Here is a 19,420-nt window from a genome sequence, read left to right as displayed (position 1 = left end):
ACCACTTCAGGAGCGCCAGCATGCGCAGCAAGATCGTGCTGACCGCCTTCGTCGTGTTCGGCTTCGTTCTCGCCGGTTGCAACACCGTCGCGGGCATGGGCAAGGACATGTCGAAGGCAGGCAACGCCATTACCAACGCCGCCGACAAGTAATTGCCGGGGCGGTTTTGAGAAGGCCTGAGTTGGGAGTCACGCCCCGCTCAGGCCTTTGCACGTTCAGGCGCTAGGAAGCAAGGTGTGCTTCTGCGCCCGCTATGAAAATCCTGAGTGAGAAATCGAGTTGCTCGGGCCCGTAGGTGTCGATTCCCAATGCGACGGCCTGGCGTAGCCGTGAATAGGACTTTCCATCGACCGAATCCAGCCATTTCTGAAGCTGGCGAGGTCTGGTGCGATCGACCGCTGACCTGGCCTGCCAGATATCCTTCACATGGCCAACGCAGAGGGCGGCCAGCAGCACGGCCAGGCGCACCGCGGCCGCTTCGCTGAAGCCCGCCCGATTCAGCTGTTCGAGCAATTCCTCGGTCGGCAGCAGGTTCCAGCTCATCAGCTCGGAATCGTCAAAGCGAAGATGTTCCGCCAAGCCCCCCATGGCGACGGCTGCGTCGACCAGGTGGGTCGCGTAGGTCCTGCATGCGTCTTGCCATGTGGCCGCGTGAGCGATGTCGGCGCTGCTGAAGCTGGCCGTCAGCGTGTCCTTCGCGACAAGCGCCAGCAGCGTCTGGCGATCTTTCACGTGATAGTTGAGCGCCTTCCGGTCCACATTGAGCGCATCCGCCAGTGCCTGCATCGACAATTTGTCGTGACCGATGCGCCTTGCCGCCCGCAAGATCCGGTCCAGATCAAGGCCGGCTCGTTCTCCTCTTCCGCGCTCAACTTCCCCTAAAACGTCTTTTTTCATCGTCTTTTCGGCGTGATGTTTGGTCAACAAGCAGGCCGCCTCAAGTCTGCTTGAGCGCGGAAAGCATGGCACATCCTGAGGAAAACCCTGCTTGACCTCAGTTGATCGTAACACTAACTTCAACGCCATATTCCCGGCCGGGAATAAGGCGTTGAAGAGGCGGGATGCTGATCAGAGGGTGCATGGATCGCTGCCAACAACGTCGTGACCAGCAGCAGGCTGCACGGAATGGAGGTGGTTCGCCCAGTGATCAACTTTCGACACCGGTCGGCATGAAATATCTCAATTGGCCCCAAGCTTGGAGCATCCGGGCCGGGCTATTGAGACGGCTGCGGACGCGCTATCGGGATGCCTCCCCTCCCTGAATTCTTGCATCGACCATGACCTATGCGTACATGCCCGATTGTTATGTCTAAACAATCCAGATTTTTCAGAGAACCAGCGAGAAATCCGGGATTGAAGGAGGCCGCGTGCCAAACCAGATCATCAATTCGCGCCAGGTCAAAGTGCCGGCGCACTCGATCGTGTCGATCTTTACCGCCATGGGGGCGATTGCATGGGACTGCAATGCCTCTGAATCCCGAACGGGGCTCGAGCGCGGAACCGTCGCTCAGCTACGGCCCTCATCCGAGGCCTCGGTCGCGGAATCCGCGCCGCCGCCTGCGTCTGATTTTGCGTCTCTTGAGCGCCTGATGGAGCAGGGCGCGCTGGTCCGGATTCCGTCGATTCGAGACACAGTGCTGCGGGATGCCGGCGGATTTCGTTCCGACCTGGCGCGGCACGGGATAGGTTTTCAGATAGTCAGCTTGAACTCCGCGGCTTACGACCTCAAAGGCGGAAACCCGAGGACGCATCGCAAGCAGTCGTACAACGGCCAGGTTCCCACCGTCGCGGAGACACAGCAGCTTGTCCTGACTTATGACCTGGGTCAGCACGGAAACGATCAAAGCCAATTGATTTTCAGCGCCATGACGGGGCACGCGAGCTGGGCGCCGAAGGGGCCTTCGGCGGACATTGCGCTGAGCCGGCTGGCGTACTTCACCACATTCAACAACCGTCAGTGGGAGTTGAAGGCAGGCTATCTCAGCAATGCCCTGGAGTTCGTGGGCTTGTACGTTGGCGGTTCGTTGGCGGTCGGCGCGCAAGGGATGAATGCCATCATTCCCTTTCAGGTCGGCCTGTCACGCCTGCCTTTCGCCACCCCGGGCGTAAACGTGACCTACAACGGCTCTGGCGGCTTCTACAACAAGACCGGAATTCAGCGCAGCATAAGCCCCTATGGAGCAGAGGCCGAAGAGTCGGAACATCAGCATGGGCTGAAGTGGAAAACGCCGGGAAGCGGGTGGTTGGCGATCAACGAAACCGGAGTGAAGCAGCAAGCAAGTCCCGACAACCCTTCGAGATGGTTTCGGATCGGGGGGATTTTCAATACGTCCGACTACGCCAGGTTCGATTCCCGCCAGCGCAGCTCGAACAACTACGCGCTCTATGCCGCGGGAGACCAGCAGATTTCGCGGCTGACGCCCAACTCCTCGTCTGCGCAGGGATGGTACGCCGGCCTTTCCTTGCACCTTGCTCCCGCGGATCAGAATCTGTACACCAAGTTCGTGGAGGCCAGGCTATATACGATAGGGACGTTTCCATCGCGACCCTATGACATGCTATCCGCCACGGTCACCTGGTCGGATTTCAGCGATACCGCGAAGGACGCGTTCGGCAAGCGGGGCGTGGACACGGCCAACTCGAGCAGTGCGGCCATGGTGTCCTACATGGCGCGCCTCTATCCCGGCGTCTATCTGAGCACGGGACTCAGCTACATCCGATCCCCGTCATTCGTGCCCGTGGACAACAATGCCTTGAATTTTCTGGTGGGGTTCAACATGTTCATGTAAGGGGGGCATTCTTCCCTTCCGCCCCATGGCCATCTTTACTATATGGGGACTGCCAAAAAAAACGCCCGATGAGATTCATCGGGCGTTCATTCCTTGGGCCAAGCCTGCGCTGGTCGCCTGCGGCAGGAGGCGCATGGGGGCGAGGCCTACAGCACATCTCCAGCATAGTCGGCCAGGCGCGAACGCTCGCCGCGCTGCAGGGTGACATGCCCCGAATGCGGCCAGCCCTTGAAGCGGTCGACCACGAAGGTCAGGCCGGAACTGCCTTCGGTCAGGTAGGGCGTATCGATCTGGGCAATGTTGCCCAGGCAAATCACCTTGGTGCCCGGGCCCGCGCGCGTGACCAGCGTCTTCATCTGCTTGGGCGTCAGGTTCTGCGCCTCGTCGATGATCAGGTACTTGTTCAGGAAGGTGCGGCCGCGCATGAAGTTCAGGGACTTGACCTTGATGCGCGAACGGATCAGATCCATGGTGGCGGCGCGCCCCCAGTCCCCGTTGCCTTCGCCTTCGCCCATGTTCAGGACGTCCAGGTTGTCTTCCAGGGCGCCCATCCAGGGCAGCATCTTCTCTTCTTCCGTACCCGGCAGGAAACCGATGTCTTCCCCGACCGGCACCGTGACGCGGGTCATGATGATTTCGGTGTAGCGCTTGGTTTCCAGCACCTGGGTGATGCCCGCGGCCAGCGCCAGCAGCGTCTTGCCCGTGCCCGCCTGACCTAGCAGTGACACGAAGTCGCACTCCGGATTCATCAGCAGGTTCATGGCGAAGTTCTGCTCGCGGTTGCGCGCGGTGATGCCCCAGACGTTGTTCTTGCCGTGGGTGTAGTCGCGCAGCGTGGCCAGCACCGCCATCTTGCCGCTGACCTCGCGCACCTGCGCGTACAGCGGCATCTGGCCTTCGAAGTAGACGAACTGGTTGACCACGAACTGCGAGCACAGCGGGCCATGGATGCGGTAGAAGGTGGTGCCGCCCTGTTGCCAGGATTCCACGTCCTTGCCGTGCTTGTTCCAGAAGTCCTCGGGCAGCTGCATCACGCCCGAGTACATCAGGTCCGAGTCCTCCATGACATGGTCGTTGAAGTAGTCTTCAGCGGCCATGCCCAGCGCGCGCGCCTTCAGGCGCATGTTGATGTCCTTGGACACCAGCACGACTTCGCGCTGCGGGTACTTTTCCTGCAGGGCGCGCACGACGCCCAGGATCTGGTTGTCGGCCTTGCCCATGGGCAGGTCGGACGGCAGCGTGCTGTGGATCGCGGTCGTCTGGAACATCAGGCGGCCGGTGGCGTCCTTGTTGCCCAGCTTGGTCAGCTCCAGGCCTTCGTCCAGCTGGGTCGCGTCCTGCACCAGCGCGTCCAGCGAACGGCTGACCTGGCGCGCGTTGCGCGCCACTTCCGACATGCCCTTCTTCTGATGGTCCAGCTCTTCGAGCGTCATCATCGGCAGGAAGATGTCGTGCTCTTCGAAGCGGAACAGGGAACTGGGATCGTGCAGCAGCACGTTGGTGTCCAGCACGAACAGCTTGCGCGGTTCGTTCTGGGCGCGGGCTTTGGTGCGCTTGGCGGGCGCCGGCTTGGCGCGGCGCGTTTCGGCGCGCGCAGCGGGAGCGGCTGGCGCCGGCGGCGGCACCTGGCGGGCGGGCGCGGGGATCTGCGCCTTGCGGGCCGGTGCGGCCAGGCCTTCAAGTTCGGGCTGGACGAGGAGCTCGTCTTCGTTGTCCTCGGCGAGGACTGCCTGGGTACTGGACCGCGCAGCGGCGGTCTTGGTGCTGCGGGCCTGCGCCCGGGCGGATTCGCCCGAGGGGAAGGTCAGGATGGCTGCGGGACGGGTGGGCAACTTCGGAAGCGGCATATTTGTCACTCTCCAGTGTGGGCCGGCTATAGCGCCTGACGGGTAAAACCTGTGCTGACGGCTAACCGATGCTCTTCGCTGCTTGCAGGACTTCCTTGGCGTGGCCCGGGACCTTCACCCCGCGCCACTCCTGCACCAGCACGCCATAGGCATCGATCAGGAAGGTGCTGCGCTCGATGCCGCGCACCTGCTTGCCGTACATGTTCTTCTGCTTGATGACGCCGAACAGATTGCAGACGGTTTCGTCGGCGTCGGAGATGAGAGGGAAGGGAAGTTCGTACTTGGCCTTGAAGTTCTCGTGCGATTTCAATGAATCGCGCGAGATGCCGATGACCACCGCGCTGGCCGCCAGGAATTCGGCGTGCAGGTCGCGGAAATCCTGGCTTTCGGTGGTGCAGCCAGGCGTGTTGTCCTTGGGATAGAAATACAGGATCACGGCGCGGCCCTGGCATTGCTCCAGGCTGATCGGACCTATGGTGCTTTCGGCGGTGAACAGCGGGGCGGGTTTGCCTATGGTCGGCGTCATTTCTGGGATTCTCCGTTGGGGGGGATGAGGGCCACGACCACGCGCCGGCCCTCCGCCATCAGGATGTTGTAGGTGCGCGAGGCGGCGTGCGTGTCCATGATCTCGACGCCGATGCCGGCCGCCAGCAGGGGGCGCAGCACCTCGGGGCGCAGGAACTGCTGGCGCGCGCCCGTGCCCACCAGCAGCACTTCCGGCGCATTCGCGGGACGGCTGGGGCTGGCTTCCGGTTCGTCCAGAAAGTCCATGGGGTCGCGGACGGGCTCGGACAATCCGGCCGCCTGGCGCAAGAGGGTGGGGGTGATGTCGGCCGGCGACTCAACAGGCCAGTGGGTCACTTCGCCTTCGGGGCCGAACGCGACCGAGGAGGAAAAACGTACCTGGTTGACCTCGATATAGCCATCGCCATAGGCGGTGACGGTATTCAGAGCGGCCGTCGCAGGATCGGTATGCAGCTTCAATAAAAACTCCGGCTATATGGCCCGATAATAGCGCATCGGGATGACGCCATGTTGCAGGGTATCCACGAGAGAGACCCCTACGCCGCACTCGCTGCGCCCGCTTGCTGCCCCCAAGAGGGGGCGCGTTTTGCCTTGGGGCGGCCCGGCGGAGAACCGAGGCCCCCACGCCGCACTCGCTGCGCTCGCTTGCTGCCCCCCGAGGGGGTGTTTTGCCTTGGGGCGGCCCGGCGGAGAAACGAGGCCCCCACGCCGCACTCGCTGCGCTCGCTTGCTGCCCCCCGAGGGGGCGTTTTGCCTTGGGGCGGCCCGGCGGAGAAACGAGGCCCCCACGCCGCACTCGCTGCGCTCGCTTGCTGCCCCCGAGGGGGCGCGTTTTGCCTTGGGGCGGCCCGGCGGCAAAACAGGGCTTCTTTGCCACGCGATTTCCCTCGGGCGGACCCTGAAATCGGCCCCTTTTTTTCCCCATTTGCCGCACAGCCCTCCTTGCGCTAGATTACAGGGTTTTGCTGCACTGCAATCCCTTGCCGGCGCAGCGTTTCGGACCCTTTTCCCCTTCGCGCATTCGCGCCCTGGTTTTTTCGCCCTTTTTATCGCCCCCTAAGGATTCCCATCATGAGGAAGTTCTCCCGCATCGAGCGTCTGCCCCCGTACGTTTTCAACATTACCGGCGAGCTCAAGATGGCGGCGCGTAGGCGTGGCGAAGACATCATCGACATGTCGATGGGCAACCCGGACGGCGCGACTCCCAAGCACATCGTCGACAAGATGGTGGAAGCGACGACCCGCCCGACCACGCACGGCTATTCCGTGTCCAAGGGCATTCCGCGCCTGCGCAAGGCGATCTGTGACTGGTACCAGCGCCGCTATGCGGTCGAGTTCGATCCGGATTCCGAAGCCATCGTCACCATCGGCTCCAAGGAAGGCCTGGCCCACCTGATGCTGGCCACGCTGGACCGCGGCGACACCGTGCTGGTACCCAACCCCAGCTATCCGATCCATATCTACGGCGCGGTCATCGCCGGCGCCAATATCCGTTCCGTGCGCATGACGCCGGGGGTGGACTTCTTCGAGGAACTGGAACGCGCCGTGCGCGAGTCCATCCCGAAGCCCAAGATGATGGTGCTGGGCTTTCCCAGCAACCCGACCGCGCAATGCGTGGACCTGTCGTTCTTCGAGCGCGTGGTGGCGCTGGCCAAGGAACACGACATCCTGGTCGTGCATGACCTGGCCTACGCCGATATCACCTTCGACGGCTACGTGGCGCCGTCCATCATGCAGGTGCCCGGCGCGCGCGATGTCGCCGTCGAGTTCTTCACGATGAGCAAGAGCTACAACATGGCGGGCTGGCGCATCGGCTACATGGTCGGCAACCGCGAGCTGGTCAACGCGCTCGCGCGCATCAAGAGCTATCACGACTACGGCACGTTCACGCCGATCCAGGTGGCATCCATCGCCGCGCTGGACGGTCCGCAGGACTGCGTGAACGAAATCGTGGCGCAGTACCAAAGCCGCCGCGACGTGCTCGTGCGCGGCTTGCATGAAGCAGGTTGGAATGTGGAAATTCCCAAGGCGTCCATGTACATCTGGGCGCAGATCCCCGAACCCTACAGGGCGATGGGCTCTTTGGAATTTGCCAAGCGCGTCCTGTCGGATGCGAAGGTGGCCGTGTCCCCCGGGATCGGCTTTGGCGAGTATGGCGACGAATACGTGCGCTTCGCTTTGATCGAAAACGAGCAGCGCACCCGGCAAGCGGTGCGAGGCATCAAAGACATGTTCCGCAAGGACGGATTGCTGCGCTAGGCCCACCCCCGAAGCGCTGCGCGCTTCCCCCTCAAGGGGGCGCCGCAGCGGACCGGCAAAGCCGGCTCCGCGCGGCCCCGCGTGGCGCTGCCAAGTGTGGAGTCTTTCGTACAGCAGTTATGGAGAACCGAAAATGAATTCCCCTCAACGCCCGCCTGCTGAAGGCGCCGCGATGAAACCCATGAAAGTCGGCCTGCTCGGCCTGGGCGTGGTTGGCGGAGGCACCTGGTCGGTGCTGTCGCGCAATGCTGAAGAAATCGCACGCCGCGCCGGTCGCCGCATTGAAGTGACCCGCGCCGCCGTGCGCGACGTGGCCAAGGCGCGTGCGCGCGTGGGCGACGCCATCCTGGTCGATACCGATGTGCGCGCGCTGGTGCGCGATCCCGAAATCGACATCGTGGTCGAACTGATCGGCGGCGACACGCTGGCGCGCGAGCTGGTGCTGGAAGCCATCGCCAACGGCAAGCACGTCGTGACCGCCAACAAGGCGCTGCTGGCCAAGCACGGCAACGAGATCTTCGCTGCAGCCCATGAACGCGGCGTGATGGTGACCTTCGAAGCCGCCGTCGCGGGCGGCATCCCCATCATCAAGGCGATCCGCGAAGGCCTGACCGCCAACCGCATCCAGTGGGTGGCCGGCATCATCAACGGCACCACCAACTTCATCCTGTCCGAAATGCGTACGCGCGGCCTGCCGTTCGCCGACGTGCTGGCCGAGGCGCAACGCCTGGGCTACGCCGAAGCCGACCCCACGTTCGACGTGGAAGGCGTGGACGCGGCGCACAAGCTGACCCTGCTGGCGTCGCTGGCCTTCGGCGTGCCGGTCCAGTTCGACCGCGCCTACATCGAAGGCATTTCGCAGCTGGCCGCCGAGGACATCGAGCATGCCGAACGCCTGGGCTACCGCATCAAGCTGCTGGGCGTCACCAAGCGCCGTCCGGACGGCATCGAACTGCGCGTGCATCCCGCGCTGGTGCCGGCCGAGCGCCTGCTGGCCAACGTCGAAGGCGCGATGAACGCCGTGCTGGTCAAGGGCGACGCCGTCGGCCCCACGCTGTACTACGGCCAGGGCGCGGGCGAAGAACCCACCGCCTCGGCCGTGGTGGCCGACCTGGTCGATGTGACCCGCCTGCACACCGCCGATCCGGGCAACCGCGTGCCGCACCTGGCGTTCCAGCCGGACGCCATGTCCGATACGCCGATCCTGCCGATCGAAGATGTCAGCACCTCGTACTACCTGCGCCTGCGCGTGGACGACCAGCCGGGCGTGCTGGCCGACATCGCCCGCATCCTGGCCGACCGTTCCATCTCCATCGGTTCGATGATCCAGCAGCCGTCGCACATCGGCGGCGCCGACATCATCTTCCTGACGCATGAAGCGGTTGAAGGCAACGTCAATCAGGCGATCGAGCGCATCGAAGCCCTGCCGTTCGTGCGCTCGAAAGTGACGCGCCTGCGCGTGGAAAATTTGCTATGAAATACATCTCCACCCGCGGCGGCATGACGCCGCTGCAGTTCTCGGACATCCTGCTGGAAGGCCTGGCGCCGGACGGCGGCTTGGCCGTGCCGGAGCAACTGCCCCAGGTTTCGGCGGAAACGCTGGAGTCCTGGCGCGGCCTGCCGTATGCCGACCTGGCGTTCGAAGTGCTGTCGCTGTTCGCCACCGACATTCCGGCCGACGACCTGCGCCGCTTGACGCGCGCGGCCTACAACCAGCAGACCTTCAACAGCGAGGACATCGTCCCGCTGCGTCCGCTGGACGGCGGCCTGTCGCTGCTGGGCCTGTCTGAAGGGCCGACGCTGGCCTTCAAGGACATGGCCATGCAGTTCCTGGGCCAGGTCTTCGAATACGTGCTGGCCAAGCGCGGCACCACCCTGAACATCGTGGGCGCCACCTCCGGCGACACGGGTTCGGCGGCGGAGTACGCCTTGCGCGGCAAGAAGGGCGTGGCGGTGTTCATGCTGTCGCCCCACGGCCGCATGAGCGCCTTCCAGCGCGCGCAGATGTATTCGCTGCAGGACGAGAACATCCACAACATCGCCGTGCGCGGCGTGTTCGACGAAGCCCAGGACATCGTCAAGGCCCTGGCCGGCGATCTCGAGTTCAAGAGCAAGTACCGCCTGGGCGCGGTCAACTCCATCAACTGGGCGCGCATCGCCGCCCAGGTGGTGTACTACTTCCACGGCTGGCTGCGCGCCACCAGCAAGGCCGGCGAGCAGGTTTCGTTCGCGGTGCCCTCGGGCAATTTCGGCAACATCCTGTCCGGCCACATCGCGCGCAGCATGGGCCTGCCGATCCGCCGCCTGGTGCTGGCCACGAACGAAAACAACGTGCTGGAAGAGTTCTTCCGCACGGGCGTCTATCGTCCGCGTCCCGCCGAGCAGACCTACGCCACCTCCAGCCCGTCCATGGACATTTCGCGCGCGTCGAATTTCGAGCGCTTCGTGTTCGACCTGGTCGGCCGCGACGCGGCGCGCGTCAAGGAACTGTGGGCCGGCATGGCGCGCGACGGGTCTTTCGATCTGTCCGCCCTGAAGCCGCAGTTCGAGGAACGCTATGGCTTCGTGTCGGGCGCAAGCACGCACGAAGACCGCCTCGCGACGATCCGTTCGGTCTACGACGAAACCGGCGTGCTGATCGATCCGCACACCGCCGATGGCGTCAAGGTCGCGCGTGAATTCGTCGAGCCCGGCGTGCCCATGCTGGTCCTGGAAACCGCCTTGCCGGCGAAGTTCTCGGAAACCATTGAAGAGGCCCTGGGCCGTCCGGCCACGCCGCCGGGCAACCTGGCCGATCTTGAATCCTTGCCGCAGCGCGTCGAACTCATGGATTGCGATGCGGGCGCCGTGCGCCGTTTCATCGAGGCGAACGCCAAGGTGTAAAGGCCGCTTGCGTCTTGTATGCGTGTGCAACCCCTCGCAGGCCGGGCCTTCGAGGGGTTTCTTTCATTTTGGCGGGTCAGCGGCTTTACCTTCGCATGCATTTTGACCACAACCCGTCACGAATGCGGGGACAGTGTCAGATACAGTGAATTCACGATTCACTTTCGGAGAACACGCCCATGAAACTGAAGACCATGACGCTCGCCCTGGCCGTGACCGGATTCGGAGTGCTGGCGGGATGCTCGTCTCCGTCGGTCATTCAGCAGCGGGATGGCAGCTCGACCGTGACGCCGGACAAGCCCGAGTACGACAAGGATTCGGGCATGTACGAATACGACAAGGACGGCAAGAAGGTCCAGATCAACAAGGACGACGTGAAGTCGATCGAACAGGTGAAGTGACCGCCGTTCCGATATGCTTGTCCATGCAAAAAGCCCCGGCCGCTCAAGGCGCCGGGGCTTTTTCGTTGGCGCAGGGCGCCCGCAGCGTTACTGCTTGGCTGCGTCTTCGGCGTGGTAGCGGCCGACGCGGTCGACTTCGTTCTTCGAGCCCAGGATCACGCTGACGCGCTGGTGCAGCTTGTCAGGCTGGATCTCCATGATGCGCTGCGTGCCGTTGATCGCGGCGCCGCCGGCCTGTTCGACCAGGAAGCTCATGGGGTTGGCTTCGTACATCAGGCGCAGCTTGCCGGCCTTGCCAGGTTCGCGGGCATCCCACGGGTACATGAAGATGCCGCCGCGGGTCAGGATGCGATGCACGTCGGCCACCATGGAGGCGATCCAGCGCATGTTGTAGTCCTTGCCCAGCGGACCGGTCGTGCCGGCCAGGCAATCGTCGACGTAGCGCTTGACCGGGGCAGCCCAGTGGCGCATGTTCGACATGTTGATGGCGAATTCCTTGGTGTCCTCCGGCACGCGGATGTTCTCGTGCGTCAGCACCCACGAGCCCATTTCGCGGTCCAGCGTGAAGCCCACCACGCCATTGCCGATGGTCAGCACCAGCATCGTCTGCGGACCATAGACGGCATAGCCGGCCACGACCTGCTTGTCGCCCGGTTGCAGGAAGTCCTGCTCGCACACCGGCGCGCCCGATACGTCATGCGGGGCGTGCAGCACCGAGAAGATGGTCCCGATGGAGACGTTGACGTCGATGTTCGAAGAGCCGTCCAGGGGATCGAACAGCAGCAGGTATTCGCCCTTGGGGTAGCGGTTCGGAATCAGATGGATGGTTTCCATCTCTTCCGAGGCCATGGCCGCCAGATGGCCGCCCCATTCATTGGCTTCGAGCAGGATTTCGTTGGACAGCACGTCCAGCTTCTTCTGCACTTCGCCCTGGACATTCTCGCTTTCCAGGCTGCCGAGGACGCCGCCGAGCGCGCCCTTGCTCACCGCATGGCTGATGGCCTTGCAGGCGCGCGCGACCACTTCGATGAGCAGCCGCACTTCCGGCGCGAGGGCTTGGGCGGAGCGCTGCTGCTCCACCAGGTATTGGGTCAGTGTTTTACGTTTCAAAGGAACCTCCTATGCTGCGAATTCTAAAGCCTTGGATACGATTTCCTGCACATTGCGCGACAGGCCTTCCTGTGCGCGCACCCGCTGCAGGGCGGCCTGCATAGGCGTGCGCAGGGCGGGCACGAAGCGTGCCCAGTTGTCCAGCGCGCGCGCCAGGCGGGCGGCAATCTCGGGGTTGAGGGCATCCAGCGCCAGCACCTGCTCGGCCCAGAAGGCGTAGCCGGTGCCATCGGGGTGATGCATGCCGCGGGCGTTGTTCAGGCAGAACTGGAAGATCAGCGAGCGCGCGCGGTTCGGGTTGCGCAAGGTGAACGCGGGGTGCTGCATCAGCTCGCGCGCGGTCTGCACGGTGGTCGAGCGGGCCGCAGCCTGCAGGGCGAACCACTTGTCCACCACCAGGGCGTTGTCGCGCCATTTGTCGTAGAAAGCGGCAAGCGCCTTGTGCGGGAAGTCGCCCTGGCCGAAATTGATCAGCGCGGACAGCGCCGCCATGCTGTCGGTCATGTTGCCGGCCTTCTCGTACTGCTGCTCGGCCAGGCGCTGGGCATCCGGTTCGCCCGCCGCCATCAGGTGGCTGAGCGCCAGGTTCTTCAAGGCGCGCCTGCCGGCCGGAACCGGCGCCGGACTGTATTCGCCCGGGGTCTGGTTGTCGTCGAATGCCTGGCGGAATTCGGCGGACAACTGGCGTCCCAGTTCGGCGCGCAGGAAGTCGCGCGCGACCGCGAGGGCCGGCGGGTCCACCTGCTGCATGCGTTCTGCCAGGGTCTTTTCGGACGGCAGGGCCAGGGCGCGGGCGCGATAGGCGGCGTCCAGCGCCGGATCGGTCAGCAACGCGCGCCAGGTCTCGATGAAGGCGGCGTCGGCATGCAGGGTCTTGCCGGCCTGGCGGGCCTCGGCCAGCGCCAGGATCTGGCGGGTGGCGAATTCCTGGCCGGCCTCCCAACGCGCGAAGGGATTGCCGTCGTGCGCCGACAGCAGGGCCAGTTCTTCGTTGGTCCAGTCGTAGTCCACGATGACCGGGGCCGAGAAGTCGCGCAATAGCGACGGCACGGGACGCTCGGCGATATCCTCGAATACCCATTGCTGGCTTTGCTGCGTCAGTTCCAGCAGCGCGGTGTCCAGGACCGCGCCAGCATGGCGCAGTGGCAGCGCGCGGCCGTCGCGGTCCAGCAAGCCGATGGCGAACGGGATGTGGAAGGGGGCCTTGACGTAGTCGGCGCCGGCCTTCTTCTCCACGCCGACCGGCGGGCATTCCTGGGTGAGCGTCACGGTGCAGCGGCGCGCGGCGGCGTCGTGGTCGAGCTTGACGGTCACGCGCGGCGTGCCGGCCTGGCGGTACCAGCGGCGGAACACGGACAGGTCGCGGTCCGGATGCTGGCGTACGTAGACGGATTCCATGGCGGCGACGAAGTCGTCGCAGGTCACGGCCTGGCCGTCATGGCGGCGGAAGTACTCGTCCATGCCGGCGCGAAAGCCTTCCTCGCCCAGCAGAGTGTGCTGCATGCGGATGACTTCGGCGCCTTTCTCGTACACGGTGGCCGTGTAGAAGTTGCCGATCTCCTGGTAACTTTCAGGCCGGATCGGATGGGCCATGGGACCGGCGTCTTCCGGAAACTGGGCGGCGCGCAACGCCACAACGTCGTCGATGCGCTTGACCGCGCGGGCGCTCGCGGCCTCGGCGGCATCCATGCCGTGGGCCATCATGTCGGCGCTGAATTCCTGGTCGCGAAAGACGGTCAGGCCTTCCTTCAGGCTCAGCTGGAACCAGTCACGGCAGGTGACGCGGTTGCCGGTCCAGTTGTGGAAGTACTCGTGTCCGATGACGGATTCGATGCCTTCATAGTTGGCGTCCGTGGCCGTATCCGCATCCGCCAGCACGTAGGCGGCGTTGAAGATGTTCAAGCCCTTGTTTTCCATCGCGCCCATGTTGAAGTCATGGACGGCCACGATCATGAAGCGGTCCAGGTCCAGCTCCAGGCCGAAGCGGCTTTCGTCCCAGCGCAGCGCGCGCACCAGCGAATCCAGCGCCCATTCGGTCTTGGATTCCGAGCCCGGGTCGCTGTAGACCTGCAGCAGCACGTCGCGGCCGCTGGACGTCTTCACGGTGGTTTCGCGGTGGGTGAGCTTGCCTGCCACCAGCGCGAACAGGTAGCAGGGCTTGGGGAAGGGATCTTCCCATTCGACTTCGTTGCGGCCGTCGGGCAACTGGCGCGTGGCCAGCAGGTTGCCGTTGGACAGCAGCACCGGATACTCGGGCTGGGCGCGCAAGGTCACGCGGTAGCGCGACATCACGTCGGGCCGGTCGGCGAACCAGGTGATGCGGCGAAAACCTTCGGCTTCGCATTGGGTGAAGAAGTTGCCGCCCGAGACGTACAGGCCCATCAGCGTGGAATTGGCCGACGGTTTGCATCGGCTGACGATTTCCACCGTGGCGGCGGGGGGCAGGCCGTAAAGGGCCAGGCTGTGTTCGGAAAGGCGGTAACTGTCGGCGGGCAGGGCCGTGCCATTCACGCCTACCGAGACGAGTTCCAGGTCTTCGCCGTCCAGGATCAGGGCGGCGTCGGCGCTGGCCCCGGCCTTGCGTTGCACTTGCATCGTGCAGCGCACTTCGGTCGCGTCCGGCGCGAGGTCGAAGGCGAGGGCGACTTCGGGAATGTCGTAGGGGTAGGGCTGGTAATCCTTGCGATATACGGTTACGGGCGTGTCTGTGCGCATGGGATTGCAGTCCTGTATGAACGAGGGTTCTATTGTAGTGGCTGGGCAAGACGCGCCGACCTGGGCCGTTTGGCGTACCGTAAACTTTTTGTAGCGGTCTGAGTCAAAGTCAGTATCATGGCGCCGTCGCGCGCCAGAGGGGTGTCAAATGTCGAGGTTGTCCATGTTCAATATGCGCCGCTGGGCCGGTCTGCTGGCCGTGGCGGGGGCGTTTGCCCTGACGGGTTGTGCCGCGCCCACGGTTTCCGCGCGGGTCACTTCCTTTCAGCAATGGCCCGCAGGCGTGGAGGGGCAAACCTACCAGTTCATTGCCGCCGACGCCTCGCAAAACAATAATCTCGAATATCAGTCCTATCAGGACATGGTGCGGGCCGGCATAGGCGCAACCGGCCTGGTCGAGGCCAGGCCTGGCGCCAAGGGTCGTTTCGACGTGTCGTTCAACTACGGCACCTCGCAGACCCAGATAATGGTGCAGCGTCCGTACGACCCATATTTCTACGGCGGCTACGGCTACGGAGGTTTCTACGGTCCGCGTCCGTGGGGAGCGGGATATGGCTACTGGGGGCCGGACTGGGTGGACGTGCCCATGGTCGTGCAGCGCAATACCCTCACCCTGCATATCTACGACACGCAGCGCAGCGGCGCCGAGGTATACCGTTCCAGCGCTTTCATATTGAGCGAGCGCGACGATTTCCTGCGTACCATGCCGTACCTGGTGCGCGCAATATTTGATAATTTTCCCGGGAATAATGGCGCGGAACGCGAAATCCGCTTCCCCGTGCAATGAAATCGGCGTGGCTTTTCGGTCCCGCCTTTAAATAAAATCGGCGCACCAAAATGGTGCGCCGATTTTTTTCTTACTGGCGAATAGGTTCTTATTCTTTGATAAGAAAACTGTCGCGGGTCGCGCCTGCGGCTTCTTCCGCGGCGAGCCAGCGGGGAGCCTTGCCACGGCCGCTCCACGTTTCCCCTGTTTGAGGATGGCGGTACTTGGGCGCAACGGCGCGTTTGGCGGCGTTGGCCGGACGGGCAGCGGCGCCAGCCTTGCGGCGGCCGCCGGTGGCGGCGCGGGCGGGTTTGCCGGCGCCATAGGCTGCGACGATTTCTTCAGGCGTGATGTCGTACTCGCGCATCGACGTGATGATCTGCGTGATCACGGGCTTGCGACGCTTGGTTTGCAGGACTTCAGCCTTCTTTTGTAGCTTGTTGATTTCCTTTTCGATCTTTGCTTGCAGTGCTGCGTAGGATTCTCGGGCCATGGTTTATTCCTGATTATGGAACTGCTGTAATCGCCGGCGAAGTTATTGTGTAATTGTTGTGCCTCGCATAATACAGAAGTTACGGCTTGACTTCCTGGTTTCTGAAGCAATTACTTTGTATCAAAAGAGTCCGATACCGTTTTCAGGCGCGCGAGTGCCCGCGACGAGCCAAGTATTGGGAAGGATATTCTCGAATTTGGGACAACTTGAAACAATAGGGGTATTGGTTCACGAGGCGGACGAATAGCCGCGCGTGCCCTTGCATCTGCCCGATTTGTCTCGCAAAGCGCGCAAATGCGGGGCTTCCAGGCTTGGCGCCTGCCTCGAGCAAGCGGTGTGCGAGGCGTTCCCAGAAGTCTGATGACGTGATGGCGGGAACGAATGAATTGTCTAGCAGTCTGATATTGGTCCAACCTGATCAGATGGGGTCCTCGCGCTGCGAGCCCTGCGAGCTGTTTGGCATATTTCATTTTGATGTCAGGTTGTATGACGAGTTTGGCCCGAGATGTCTGAATCCCTTTGCCTATATGCCAGGTGGCTGCAAATGCTCCATGGCGACCAGGAAAAAGGGGCGCATCGAACATCGTTTGAGCTCGTCAATTCAACTTGATATGTAATATTCCGGCCCCATGCATACCTCCGCAGATAATGCCCGCGGTATTTTTGGCCGCCGACGCGTACCTTCCGGAGATCCGTGGCTGGCGCCATGTCGCCGGGCCGCGCCAGCGTTACGATATGATCTCGAGTATCACCGCGAGCGCGCGCCAGCGCGCCGCCGTCTCCTGTACAGAGCCCATGAAAATCATCGATCCCGCCATTGCTTCCCTCGCCACCGCCAAATCTCTGCTGCTCGACCCCTGGGGCCTGACCGAGGCGGACATGGCGCGCGCGCTGGGTGAGATCTTCACGCACAAGGTCGACTACGCCGATCTGTATTTCCAGTACACGCGCAGCGAGGGCTGGAGCCTGGAAGAGGGCATCGTCAAGACCGGCAGTTTTTCGATCAGCCAGGGTGTCGGGGTACGCGCCGTGAGCGGCGAGAAAACCGCCTTCGCCTATTCGGATTCGCTGTCGCCCGAAGCGCTGTTGTCGTCCGCGCACGCGGTTCGCGGCATTGCGCGCCGCGGCGCTGGCAAGGTAAAGGTGGCGGCGCAGGTCGAAGCCGAGATCGGCCGCAGCCTGTATGCCGATATCGATCCGGTTGCCACCTTGAGCGCTCCCGAGAAGGTCGCGCTGCTGGAACGCGTGGAGCGCATGGCGCGCGCGCGCGATCCGCACGTGATCCAGGTCATGGCGGGGCTGGGCGCCGAATATGACGTGGTGCTGGTGGCCGGCAGCGACGGCCGCCTGGCCGCCGACGTGCGTCCGCTGGTGCGCCTGTCGCTGACTGTCATTGCCGAACGCAATGGCCGCCGCGAAATGGGTCACGCGGGCGGCGGCGGCCGCCTGGGCCTGGCCTATTTCACGGACGAAATGCTGCAGGGTTATGTCGAGCGCGCGGTGCACGAGGCCATGGTGAACCTGGAAGCGCGCCCGGCGCCAGCGGGTGAAATGACCGTCGTGCTGGGTTCGGGCTGGCCCGGCATTCTGCTGCACGAGGCCGTCGGCCACGGGCTGGAAGGCGACTTCAACCGCAAGGGCTCCAGCGTGTTCTCCGGCCGCATCGGTGAGCGCGTGGCCTCCAAGGGCGTGACCGTGGTCGACGACGGCACGATCCCGGATCGCCGCGGCTCGCTCAATATCGACGACGAAGGCAATGCCACCCAGCGCAACGTGCTGATCGAGGACGGTATCCTGCGCGGCTACATGCAGGACACGCTGAACGCGCGCCTCATGAAGACCGCCGCCACCGGTAACGGCCGCCGCGAATCGTTCGCGCATCTGCCCATGCCGCGCATGACCAATACCTACATGCTGGCGGGCGACAAACCGGCCGAGGAAATCGTGTCTTCCGTCAAGCGCGGCTTGTACGCGGTCAACTTTGGCGGCGGCCAGGTCGACATCACCAACGGCAAGTTCGTGTTCTCGGCGTCCGAAGCCTACATGATCGAAAACGGCAAGGTGACCTATCCGGTCAAGGGCGCCACCCTGATCGGCAACGGTCCGGACGCCATGAACCGCGTCACCATGATCGGCAACGACCTGCAGCTGGATTCCGGCGTGGGCACTTGCGGCAAGGATGGCCAGAGCGTGCCCGTGGGCGTGGGCATGCCCACGGTCCGCATGGAAGGCCTGACCGTCGGCGGCACCGCCTGACTCAAAAACACGGATGACGGCTCGAAAAAATTGTGCTAGAGTCATTCCCCATGAAATTCGCGTCCCCCGCTTTTTATTTTTATTTTTATGGTTTTCTGAAGCCGCTGGCGGAGGAAGGGACGCGCTCAATCTGAAGTTTGGAAAGAATCCCCCCAAAAAAGCCGCCAGCGAACTGGCGGCTTTTTTTGCGCCGCCAGTTGAGGAAACCATCTCGGGAACATCCCCGCGGCGGGCAACCCAGGAGCAGTACCGTGTCACACAATACCGATGACCTTCGCATTCGAGAAATCAAAGAGCTGAACCCGCCCGCGCATGTCATGCGCGAGTTCGCCTGCACCAAGGAGGCGTCCGACACCGTGTTCGCCGCCCGCCAGGGGATGCACCGCATCCTGCACGGCATGGATGACCGGATGATCGTCGTGATCGGCCCTTGCTCCATCCATGACACCCGCGCGGCTATCGAATATGCGAAGCGCCTGAAGCCCGTGCGCGACCGGCTGAGCGCCGACCTGGAAATCGTGATGCGCGTGTACTTCGAGAAGCCACGCACCACCGTGGGCTGGAAGGGCCTGATCAACGATCCGGACCTGGACGGCAGCTTCGACATCAACAAGGGCGTGCGCGTCGCCCGTGAACTGCTGCTGGACATCAACAGCATGGGACTGCCGGCGGGTTGCGAGTTCCTGGACATGATTACGCCGCAATACATCGCGGATCTGGTCTCCTGGGGGGCGATCGGGGCTCGGACGACGGAAAGCCAGGTGCATCGCGAGCTGGCATCGGGACTGTCGTGTCCGGTGGGGTTCAAGAACGGCACCGACGGCAATGTGAAGATCGCGGTCGACGCGATCAAGGCGGCGTCGCAGCCGCACCATTTCCTGTCGGTGACCAAGGGTGGGCATTCCGCCATCGTGTCGACGGCCGGCAACGAGGACTGCCACGTCATCCTGCGCGGCGGCAAGACGCCGAACTACGATGCGGCCAGCATCGAGGCGGCCTGCCAGGACATGTCCAAGGCCGGCCTGGCGCAGCGCATCATGATCGACGCCAGCCACGCCAACAGCAGCAAGAAGCCCGAGAACCAGCCGTTGGTCATCGAAGACGTGGCGCGTCAGATGGAAGCGGGCGACAGCCGCCTGGTGGGCGTCATGGTTGAAAGCCACCTGCTGGGCGGCCGCCAGGACATGGTGCCGGGTACGCCGCTGGTCTACGGCCAGAGCATCACCGACGGCTGCATCGACTGGGACGCCTCGGTCGCCGTGCTTGAACGCCTGGCCCATGCCGTGCGCGAACGCCGCCGCGTCGCCCTGACTTCCGGCAAATAAGCCCCTGGCAGCGCCGCGGATCGCCAAGGCCTGGCGGTTTGCGGCGCGGTG

General features: G+C 63.6%; 16 protein-coding genes. 9 read left to right on the top strand and 7 right to left on the bottom strand.

What is annotated here, in order from left to right:
• Window positions 1-20: 20 nt before the first annotated feature.
• On the top strand, window positions 21-152 hold the full coding sequence (locus tag IB268_RS15475) for an entericidin A/B family lipoprotein (RefSeq protein WP_042792660.1): 132 nt from the start codon (window positions 21-23) through the stop codon (window positions 150-152).
• A gap of 70 nt (window positions 153-222) precedes the next feature.
• Here the strand turns inward: IB268_RS15475 and IB268_RS15470 are convergent, their stop codons facing one another.
• Window positions 223-927, bottom strand: a complete 705-nt coding sequence (locus IB268_RS15470) for a TetR/AcrR family transcriptional regulator C-terminal domain-containing protein (RefSeq protein WP_119450535.1) — start codon at window positions 925-927, stop codon at window positions 223-225.
• 440 nt (window positions 928-1,367) lie between these two features.
• On the opposite strand from IB268_RS15470, the gene IB268_RS31325 reads away from it, so the two are divergent.
• Window positions 1,368-2,789, top strand: a complete 1,422-nt coding sequence (locus IB268_RS31325) for a carbohydrate porin (protein ID WP_125470877.1) — start codon at window positions 1,368-1,370, stop codon at window positions 2,787-2,789.
• A gap of 146 nt (window positions 2,790-2,935) precedes the next feature.
• On the opposite strand, the gene IB268_RS15460 is transcribed toward IB268_RS31325, so the two are convergent.
• The 3 genes from IB268_RS15460 to IB268_RS15450 all read right to left on the bottom strand — a co-directional run bounded on the left by IB268_RS15460 (window position 2,936) and on the right by IB268_RS15450 (window position 5,620).
• Entirely contained in the window at window positions 2,936-4,636 is a 1,701-nt protein-coding gene (locus IB268_RS15460; protein WP_054451078.1) for a PhoH family protein, read from the bottom strand.
• A gap of 61 nt (window positions 4,637-4,697) precedes the next feature.
• A complete protein-coding gene (locus IB268_RS15455) occupies window positions 4,698-5,162 on the bottom strand; it encodes a peroxiredoxin (protein WP_054451079.1) in 465 nt (154 codons plus the stop codon).
• Window positions 5,159-5,620 (bottom strand): Mth938-like domain-containing protein, encoded by a 462-nt coding sequence (locus IB268_RS15450; RefSeq protein WP_119450533.1) that lies wholly within the window; start codon window positions 5,618-5,620, stop codon window positions 5,159-5,161. The genes IB268_RS15455 and IB268_RS15450 overlap by 4 nt, the downstream gene beginning before the upstream one ends.
• Window positions 5,621-6,232: 612 nt before the next feature.
• On the opposite strand from IB268_RS15450, the gene alaC reads away from it, so the two are divergent.
• The 4 genes from alaC to IB268_RS15430 all read left to right on the top strand — a co-directional run bounded on the left by alaC (window position 6,233) and on the right by IB268_RS15430 (window position 10,704).
• A complete protein-coding gene (gene alaC / locus IB268_RS15445; protein WP_054451081.1) occupies window positions 6,233-7,420 on the top strand; it encodes an alanine transaminase in 1,188 nt (395 codons plus the stop codon).
• Window positions 7,421-7,592: 172 nt separating this feature from the next.
• Window positions 7,593-8,897 (top strand): homoserine dehydrogenase, encoded by a 1,305-nt coding sequence (locus tag IB268_RS15440; RefSeq protein ID WP_054451082.1) that lies wholly within the window; start codon window positions 7,593-7,595, stop codon window positions 8,895-8,897.
• A complete protein-coding gene (gene thrC / locus IB268_RS15435; protein ID WP_119450532.1) occupies window positions 8,894-10,303 on the top strand; it encodes a threonine synthase in 1,410 nt (469 codons plus the stop codon). Before IB268_RS15440 ends, thrC begins: the two co-directional genes overlap by 4 nt.
• 179 nt (window positions 10,304-10,482) lie before the next feature.
• Complete coding sequence (locus tag IB268_RS15430; RefSeq protein WP_054451084.1) at window positions 10,483-10,704, top strand: YgdI/YgdR family lipoprotein; 222 nt, start codon at window positions 10,483-10,485, stop codon at window positions 10,702-10,704.
• A gap of 87 nt (window positions 10,705-10,791) precedes the next feature.
• On the opposite strand, the gene IB268_RS15425 is transcribed toward IB268_RS15430, so the two are convergent.
• Both IB268_RS15425 and pepN read right to left on the bottom strand, forming a co-directional pair.
• A complete protein-coding gene (locus tag IB268_RS15425) occupies window positions 10,792-11,814 on the bottom strand; it encodes a class 1 fructose-bisphosphatase (protein ID WP_054451085.1) in 1,023 nt (340 codons plus the stop codon).
• Window positions 11,815-11,823: 9 nt separating this feature from the next.
• A complete protein-coding gene (gene pepN / locus IB268_RS15420) occupies window positions 11,824-14,529 on the bottom strand; it encodes an aminopeptidase N (RefSeq protein WP_175163229.1) in 2,706 nt (901 codons plus the stop codon).
• 148 nt (window positions 14,530-14,677) lie between these two features.
• Here pepN and IB268_RS15415 point away from each other — a divergent pair, with 148 nt between their 5' ends.
• A complete protein-coding gene (locus IB268_RS15415; RefSeq protein WP_082400691.1) occupies window positions 14,678-15,316 on the top strand; it encodes a DUF4136 domain-containing protein in 639 nt (212 codons plus the stop codon).
• An 88-nt stretch (window positions 15,317-15,404) separates the two neighbouring features.
• On the opposite strand, the gene IB268_RS15410 is transcribed toward IB268_RS15415, so the two are convergent.
• On the bottom strand, window positions 15,405-15,788 hold the full coding sequence (locus IB268_RS15410) for an H-NS family nucleoid-associated regulatory protein (RefSeq protein WP_054451087.1): 384 nt from the start codon (window positions 15,786-15,788) through the stop codon (window positions 15,405-15,407).
• A gap of 795 nt (window positions 15,789-16,583) precedes the next feature.
• Here IB268_RS15410 and tldD point away from each other — a divergent pair.
• Together tldD and aroG are read left to right on the top strand one after the other, a co-directional pair.
• The gene (tldD, locus tag IB268_RS15405; RefSeq protein ID WP_013392574.1) at window positions 16,584-18,044 is read left to right on the top strand and encodes a metalloprotease TldD; all 1,461 of its coding nucleotides are present in this window, start codon (window positions 16,584-16,586) and stop codon (window positions 18,042-18,044) included.
• 251 nt (window positions 18,045-18,295) lie between these two features.
• The gene (gene aroG / locus IB268_RS15400; RefSeq protein WP_054451088.1) at window positions 18,296-19,369 is read left to right on the top strand and encodes a 3-deoxy-7-phosphoheptulonate synthase AroG; all 1,074 of its coding nucleotides are present in this window, start codon (window positions 18,296-18,298) and stop codon (window positions 19,367-19,369) included.
• Window positions 19,370-19,420 lie beyond the last annotated feature (51 nt).

The organism is Achromobacter sp. ACM01 (assembly GCF_014851745.1).
GTDB classification, from domain to species: Bacteria; Pseudomonadota; Gammaproteobacteria; order Burkholderiales; family Burkholderiaceae_B; genus Achromobacter; species Achromobacter aegrifaciens.
This window is presented reverse-complemented; position numbering and strand designations above follow the sequence as displayed.

Coding starts and splice junctions, on each gene's coding strand:
- tldD (WP_013392574.1), top strand. CDS start 16,584: ATGAAAATCATCGATCCCGCCATTGCTTCCCTCGCCACCGCCAAATCT.
- thrC (WP_119450532.1), top strand. CDS start 8,894: ATGAAATACATCTCCACCCGCGGCGGCATGACGCCGCTGCAGTTCTCG.
- IB268_RS15410 (WP_054451087.1), bottom strand. CDS start 15,788: ATGGCCCGAGAATCCTACGCAGCACTGCAAGCAAAGATCGAAAAGGAA.
- IB268_RS15455 (WP_054451079.1), bottom strand. CDS start 5,162: ATGACGCCGACCATAGGCAAACCCGCCCCGCTGTTCACCGCCGAAAGC.
- IB268_RS15460 (WP_054451078.1), bottom strand. CDS start 4,636: ATGCCGCTTCCGAAGTTGCCCACCCGTCCCGCAGCCATCCTGACCTTC.
- IB268_RS15440 (WP_054451082.1), top strand. CDS start 7,593: ATGAAACCCATGAAAGTCGGCCTGCTCGGCCTGGGCGTGGTTGGCGGA.
- alaC (WP_054451081.1), top strand. CDS start 6,233: ATGAGGAAGTTCTCCCGCATCGAGCGTCTGCCCCCGTACGTTTTCAAC.
- IB268_RS15430 (WP_054451084.1), top strand. CDS start 10,483: ATGAAACTGAAGACCATGACGCTCGCCCTGGCCGTGACCGGATTCGGA.
- IB268_RS15475 (WP_042792660.1), top strand. CDS start 21: ATGCGCAGCAAGATCGTGCTGACCGCCTTCGTCGTGTTCGGCTTCGTT.
- IB268_RS15415 (WP_082400691.1), top strand. CDS start 14,678: ATGTCGAGGTTGTCCATGTTCAATATGCGCCGCTGGGCCGGTCTGCTG.
- pepN (WP_175163229.1), bottom strand. CDS start 14,529: ATGCGCACAGACACGCCCGTAACCGTATATCGCAAGGATTACCAGCCC.